4 protein-coding genes are annotated in these 5,935 nt (G+C 45.4%); 2 read left to right on the forward strand and 2 right to left on the reverse strand.

Features of this window, described 5'->3' with window-relative positions; translation table 11 throughout:
* Window positions 1–621: 621 nt before the first annotated feature.
* Both nrfA and HQK80_14845 read left to right on the forward strand, forming a co-directional pair.
* Window positions 622–2,085: an ammonia-forming cytochrome c nitrite reductase gene (gene nrfA / locus HQK80_14840; GenBank protein MBF0223473.1), complete on the forward strand. Its 1,464-nt coding sequence runs from the start codon at window positions 622–624 to the stop codon at window positions 2,083–2,085.
* 575 nt (window positions 2,086–2,660) lie between these two features.
* Entirely contained in the window at window positions 2,661–4,355 is a 1,695-nt protein-coding gene (locus HQK80_14845) for a potassium channel protein (GenBank protein ID MBF0223474.1), read from the forward strand.
* 154 nt (window positions 4,356–4,509) lie between these two features.
* Here the strand turns inward: HQK80_14845 and HQK80_14850 are convergent, their stop codons facing one another.
* Both HQK80_14850 and HQK80_14855 read right to left on the reverse strand, forming a co-directional pair.
* On the reverse strand, window positions 4,510–4,902 hold the full coding sequence (locus HQK80_14850) for a hypothetical protein (GenBank protein ID MBF0223475.1): 393 nt from the start codon (window positions 4,900–4,902) through the stop codon (window positions 4,510–4,512).
* A gap of 175 nt (window positions 4,903–5,077) precedes the next feature.
* The gene (locus tag HQK80_14855) at window positions 5,078–5,635 is read right to left on the reverse strand and encodes a nitroreductase family protein (protein ID MBF0223476.1); all 558 of its coding nucleotides are present in this window, start codon (window positions 5,633–5,635) and stop codon (window positions 5,078–5,080) included.
* Window positions 5,636–5,935: the final 300 nt, after the last annotated feature.

Below are 5,935 nucleotides of genomic sequence, written 5' to 3' on the forward strand. Positions count from 1 at the left end.
GTCTTATGTTACCTCTAAAGTGTTTCATGGGTATATAGTGTTTTTAAATATTAAATAGTTACTGAAAGAAATCGTTTTTTTAGTGTTACAACTGTCTGACTCGGTTTTTGTCACAAGATTCCGAATAGAATTCGTGTACTCCTGAAAGTTGCAAAACAATCTGCTTTAGTAAAAAAGTTCAGGAGACATGCGGGCTTTAGGCGATCGACCAGACTCAATTAAGTATGGTGTCCCCTGAATTCCGTATTAATTCATCATTGGTAAGCGTTAATGTGTCATCTGTCAGCTGTTTCTTCCAGAATGAAAGCCGCTTAAGGCCTGGATTGACACTTAATAAGCCCAAAATGAAGTATTTCTATTCCAGGATATTTATTTTAATCGTTCTCCATAACCAAATAAACAGAAAATGATACCTTCCGGTAACAATATGAGAGTTGCAGCGCTACCAAAAAGTAACGCTTTTTTTTATGAAAATCATATCTATCTGTTTTTACAGACAATTCACAAGTGGCACAGGCTTTGCTAAACATCTAATTCAATAAATTCGAAGGTACATTCTTTTCTGTTCATACAAATCAATAATAAAAGGAGCGAATTATGAAAACAAATCTCAAAGCCAAAATGGTAGGATTTAAGCTTATTCTTGCTGCCATTATCATTACCTCAATGAGTGTTTCGGCAATAGCTGGAACCATGATAAAAAAAGAAGGGATTGAAACCCGAAATGAAGAGTGGGCCAAATCCTTTCCACTTCAATATGAATCGTGGAAAAAGACGAGCCAGAGCGATCGCATTGACGATATGCTCGAGAAAAAACCTCAACTGCCTGTCCTATGGGCTGGATACGGCTTTGCCAAGGATTACAATGCCCCACGAGGACATTTTTATGCTCTTCAGGACAACATAAATTCTCTACGAACCGGAGCGCCTGTTGGCCCGGTTACCGGCCCAATGCCCACCGCTTGCTGGAGCTGTAAATCGCCAGATGTTCCAAGAATGATGCAAAAAGATGGGGAACTGGAGTATTACACAGGGAAATGGGCCAAATATGGACATGAGATCGTCAATCCCATCGGTTGCGCTGATTGCCATAACAGTCAAACCGGTGAGGTGGCTATTTCTCGGCCATACCTTAAAAAAGGGCTAGAGGCTATCGGGGTTGATCTGGACAAGGTAACACAAAACGACTTGCGTTCTTTGGCCTGCGCTCAATGCCATGTAGAGTATTATTTCAAGAAAACACCATGGACAGATAAGGATGGCGTCGAAAAAACCGCAGCCGTTGTTACATTACCTTGGGATAAAGGCCTCAGCGCCGAAGCCATGGAGCAATATTATGACGAGATTAATTTCAGTGACTGGACCCACAAAATAAGCAAGGCACCGATGCTCAAAGCGCAACACCCTGGATACGAGATTTATAAAACTGGAATTCACGCCAGAAGTAATGTTTCCTGTGCAGACTGCCATATGCCTGAGAAAAGTAAAGATGGTCAGTCCTACTCAGATCACAATCTTCAAAACCCCCTCAACGATATTGAAAGCACCTGCCTTAACTGTCACAACAAGTCCGAGGAAGAGTTCCGTTCATTGGTTGAAGGTAAATTGCAGCGCAAGGAGCAGTTGATGGCAATCGCAATGGACAATCTTGCCAAAGCACATCTTGAAGCTGGTAAAGCCTGGGAACTTGGTGCCACCGAGGCCGAGATGGCAGATATCCTCCAGGATATCAGACACGGTCAATGGCGTTGGGATTATTCCATTGCCAGCCACGCCTCTTTTTTCCATGCCCCGGAAGAAACTTTGCGTCTTCTGGCTGTTGCAAACGAGATCGCCCAAACTGCCCGCCTGAAACTGGTTAAGGTCCTTGCCAAATACAATGCCATTACCTATATGGCGCCGGATTTTTCTACAAAGGAAAAAGCCCAAGGTATAGCTGGCGTACCTTTGGCGCAGTTAGTTGCCGAAAAATTGCAGTTCAAGGCTACCCTGCTTCAGGAGTGGAACAAGGAGGCTGTAAAAAACGGTAATCTGAATATGGACTCCCGTAAAGGGATGAGTGATATAAGCTCTTATTCCAACTAACCCCTTTTTCTGCTCCGCTTTGGCGGGTGGATATCTCAAAAAAAGCAGCAGTCATCTCTTTGATTGCTGCTTTTTTTTGTCTTTTTTTTATTCCTTTTCCTTTAAGACTTTTTTATCGATGTCTCCAACTATAAACCCCGACGGATTCCTTCACCGACTTGGCGAGAATTATTGCAGCCAACTATTAAAAAAGTTTACACTGTGCCTGTATTGGCCTGGCACCGGTGAATTGAACAAAAGGTTGACACATTTTTCAAAAAACAGTATTGAATTTTGATGGGTTTTTCAGGGATAATGGGCGGCTGCTTAAGTTTTCGAGTGGTACGGCAGCCTGATTGAGTGGTAATGAGCTGAGGATCCTTGGCTTTTAATAGGCAATTTGGAAGTTTTGGGCGCGTTTTTTCGTGACGCAGAGGGTTAGCAGAGGTAAATTTCCCCTGCCGGCCCACCGCTGAAAAAGCGATTATTTATCATCCTCATCAATGACAATCCCTGCTTGCCGGCCAAACCTGACCCAAATCTGAGCGCTTATTTTTAACACTTATTTCCTTACAGGCCCCAAGAGAGACCAGTTTATGAAATTCCTGCCGGCGATGCTTGTCTATTTCTTCCAGGACAGGACGACCAAGCGAAACATTCACCTGCTGTCCAAATTCTTTGGCTTCCTGGTTCTTGTCGTAACCACATACAGCGTTATTTTTCACGCTCTCATGATGTACGAGGGCAGGGAGTTCAGCTGGATTACCGGGTTTTACTGGACCCTCACCGTCATGTCCACCCTTGGCTTCGGGGACATCACCTTCCAGACCGACCTGGGTCTGGTCTTTACCATTGTTGTTCTCCTGTCGGGCATTGTTTTCCTGCTCATCATGCTCCCCTTCACCTTTGTCCAGTTTTTTTATGCCCCATGGCTGGAGGCGCAGAAAAAAACGAGAACCCCCCGGGAGCTGCCGGATGACATATCAGGCCATGTTATCATCACCCACCTCGATCCCATCACGGAAAAACTCATACCGAAACTGGCCAAATACAACTACGACTATGTGGTCGTGGAAAGTGACCTGCACAAGGCCCTGGATATCCACGATCAGGGATACAATGTTGTGCTTGGCGACGTGGATGACCCGGCAACCTATGAGCGCCTCCGCATTCATACCGCCGCCATGGTGGTCGCCACCAACGATGACATGATGAACACCAATATCGCGTTCACCATCAGGGAGATAACGAACAAGGTTCCGATAATCACCACCGCCGACAACGATTACTCCATCGATATCCTCGAATTTCCAGGCAACACCAAGGTCTTCCAGTTCATGAAAATGCTGGGATCATCACTGGGGCTCAGGACTTTCGGCATAGACATGGACACCAATGTCATCGGCAGGTTTGACGAGCTCCTTATCGCCGAATCACCGGCGATGCACACCCCCCTGGAGGGCAAGACCCTTGCGGAAATCAGGCTGCGGGCGATAACCGGCGTAACCGTTGTCGGAATCTGGGAACATGGAGTTTTCAAAACGCCCTCCCCCTGGACCGTTATCAGTTCCACGGCAGTTCTTGTCATGGCAGGCACCCGTGAACAGCTGCAACGTTTTGATGAACACTTTGCCTTCTCCTGCGTCGACTATGCCCCTGACGCACCGGTGCTGATACTCGGCGGCGGTCGGGTCGGATGCGCGGCCGCTGAAACCATGGAAGCCAGGAAAATTCCTTACACCATTATTGAAAAAAGCGGTCTGTCGGGATGCAGGAACAAGATAAACCATATCCAGGGCGATGCGGCCGATATCAACATCCTCAAAAAAGCCGGCATAGAAAACGCACGATCGATCATTATCACAACTCATAATGACGCGATGAACATCTATCTTGCCTTTTATTGCCGGCAGCTCCGGCCGGATGTCCAGATCATCAGCCGGGCAACCGCGGAAAAAACCGTCTCTAAGCTGCACCGGGCCGGCGCTGACGTGGTCCTGTCCTACGCCTCCATGGGCGCCAACCGTATCCTGAACCTACTGCAACCCGACGATGTATCGGTGTTCACCGAAGGACTCAATGTTTTTAGCAGACCGGTGCATGACTCCCTGGTCGGCAAAACCCTTGTCGAGGCCGCGATAAGGGAAAAAACCGGCTGCACCGTGATCGCCATTAAAACCGGAGACAACCTCGTGGTCAATCCCGACCCGGGCATACCATTCAACGAACAGGACAAGTTGATTCTGATCGGCACGATGGAAGCGGAAAAACAGTTTCTCCAAACCATCTGATCTCAAAAAAAGGTTGGTCAGCTGATCAATCAACAACTCGCTCATATCATTTCCTCGGCATTCCCGCCGGAGATATGCCGCTCTTATCGCTACAGGAGAAAAAACCCGTTATTTCACCGGCGCTGGAGGTTCCAGCCCGAGCGGGGCCAGAATTTCAGTGGAAAAACGAAGTGCTGTAGGTTGATTTATCAAGGTAAAGATATAATTCCAAAACCGTATGACCTATTTTGGTGGCATGCCTATAAGTTACTCCTGCCGGAACAGCAATATCAAGATAGACTGGATCAATCATAATATCTCTCACTGGACCACAGGTACCATTGACCTCTCCGCAGATTACCTTAATCATTACTTCATCATCAAGGATTAACGTCGGAATCTCAGTTGCCCTAATATCCTGATAACGAGGACTCATCATCTTGCTTTCGGCAGGAAGGTTTGCCCATAATTGAAAACCGAGCATTCTGCCTTCTTTCAAATGCACACCGGCCCCCTCAAGGGTTGGTTGACTATGAAATACCTGTTTTACTGTTCGTCTGTTATCCATGTCATTCTCACTCGTTTTATCACAATTGTTTTAGCTTGAGCTATTTCCCTCTCACAGATTGGCAGCGAGCCAAAATTACACTCTCACCAAACCAGAACTAACGAGGTTGGGAACTGCCGCCCTGTTCTTTTTCAAGAAAAGGCCAAAGCAATATGTGAAATTTTACCAAACGGTATTATTGCGCATCAACAAAACGTAAAATTTCTTCAACTTCTTTTCTTGGTGTTGGTGCCGGATGATCGCCTTCCCCATATCCATAGACAATCAGTGCGGCAACGCTTTCATCTTCTGGCAAACTCACTATTTTGGATATTGAATCTTCATCAATAACGCCCATAATGCATGTTCCGACACCCTTTTCATGTGCTGCAAGACAAAATGTCTGACATGCAATACCTGCGTCAAAAGCTTCCCAGATGTGTGCGTTAGCGGAGTCATATTCACCATATTGCTCAAGCTTTCCACTTTTACCTTTTACAAAGCTCAGCACGGCAACGCCTTTTGCATTTTCTAGAGTTTTTATATTGTAAACAAATCCCTTTACACCATCGGTTGCGAGTTTCTTAATAGTCGCTTTATCATCAACCAATGTATAGCGTGCTATTTGAGTATTTGCCCATGAAGGTGCCCAGCGGCTAACTGAAACAATCTCCTTCATTGTTTCTCTGTCCACTTTTTCATTTTTAAATTTACGAACACTCCTTCGCTCTTTGATCATGGTGATTGCATCCATTTAGATCTCCCTTATTGGTTGTTAGATTTTTTTCGTATCACCCAATTCACTCAACAATAACTTATCTAAAGTAAAGGTAACTATTCAGGCCTATTAGGCTATTATCTAGAATTTCTTGTTTAGCCACAGACCCACACAGACCCACACAGACTTACTTTAGAACTCGTAAACACATCCTGAAAATAGATGAAATTAATTAGACATATGCATAGTCGACAACTACTATATAGTTTATTAACTGCGCTGTTTGTTTTTTTGTGACCTCTCCACAGCTTTTAGCTCGGGATTCAAAGCCGAAAC

The sequence above is a fragment of the Desulfobulbaceae bacterium genome (assembly GCA_015231515.1).
Classification (GTDB): Bacteria; Desulfobacterota; Desulfobulbia; order Desulfobulbales; family VMSU01; genus JADGBM01.

Coding starts and splice junctions, on each gene's coding strand:
- HQK80_14855 (MBF0223476.1), bottom strand. CDS start 5,635: ATGGATGCAATCACCATGATCAAAGAGCGAAGGAGTGTTCGTAAATTT.
- HQK80_14845 (MBF0223474.1), top strand. CDS start 2,661: ATGAAATTCCTGCCGGCGATGCTTGTCTATTTCTTCCAGGACAGGACG.
- HQK80_14850 (MBF0223475.1), bottom strand. CDS start 4,902: ATGGATAACAGACGAACAGTAAAACAGGTATTTCATAGTCAACCAACC.
- nrfA (MBF0223473.1), top strand. CDS start 622: ATGGTAGGATTTAAGCTTATTCTTGCTGCCATTATCATTACCTCAATG.